This window comes from uncultured Campylobacter sp. (genome assembly GCF_937980635.1).
GTDB lineage: Bacteria > Campylobacterota > Campylobacteria > Campylobacterales > Campylobacteraceae > Campylobacter_B.
This window is the reverse complement of sequence record NZ_CALJPG010000011.1, coordinates 1-1,012: the sequence shown is the minus strand read 5'-3', so window position 1 is coordinate 1,012 and position 1,012 is coordinate 1. Positions and strand designations below refer to the sequence as shown.

Below are 1,012 nucleotides of genomic sequence, written 5' to 3'. Positions count from 1 at the left end.
GACGGCTTTGCGAGCGTGCCGCCCAGCCTAAAAGAGGCGGCTAAGCTTAAGCCGTTTTACTTCGATCATCACTTTTGGAAGCGCGGAGAATTTTATCTCGGCGTGGATGAAATTTTAGACGCCGAACCCGTTTTTATCGGTAATGCCGCTTCGATTTGCAAGCCGCCCGAGTGCGTGAGCCTGCAAAACATCGAACAGATCTATATGCAGCTTGCGTGGAACGAGCTTCCCAAGGATATTCGCGCTAAATTTAAATCCATCCGTAAGCAAAAACTTGAAATTTCACAGCCGCAAGGCAGGGAATTCTACGCCGATTTGGCGCGTAAAAATCCGTTTTGCTACGAGATAAAAAGTGCGGTTTGGGATGAAAATTTGAAAAATTTTTTAGAAGCGACGCCGATAATGACGCAGCTTGAGCTAAACTGCGCCGGCAAAAGCCTAGATATCTCGCGCACGTATTTGCAGCAGCTCGTCTTGCACGCAAGCGGCACGGAGGAGGTCCTGCTAAACGGCTCGCTGTGGCAGCTCGTGATAAACGGCGATATTGCGCGGCTAAAAAGCGTGCGCTGCCCCTTTGACGGCGAGCTTTTGAGCGTCCAACTAGAGCTAAACGGCGGCGGGTTTTGCATTCGCGGGCTTGAGAAACTGCGCGATCTACAGATATTTTCGCAGTGCGGCGAGTGCGTTGATCTCGCACGCGTTGCGGCGAGTTTTCCGAATTTGCGCGAAATTTTCATCAACGCACAGGGCGGCACGCTAAAAAACATCGACGCGCTCGCTAAGCTTAAACACCTAAAAGACGTCTGGCTTAGCGACGTTTACGGATTTGAACGCTTTCCGACGAGGGCGCAACTACCGCATCTAAAACGCCTTTGTTTCTGGTCGGTGCCTAAAGGCGCTTGCGAGGCGGCTAGAGCGCAGTTTAAAGACATAGAAAGCCTCGTAATCAGGCAGCCGCGAAGCAAACAGTGGCTGGCGCTAAATTTAAATAACCCGCTGCGCGGCGACCGCT

General features: G+C 51.7%; 1 protein-coding gene. It reads left to right on the top strand.

The genetic code is table 11. The features are described from left to right. Positions 1-1,012 (top strand): hypothetical protein (locus Q0460_RS02835; protein ID WP_299084633.1); only part of this gene is annotated, 1,012 nt, incomplete at both ends.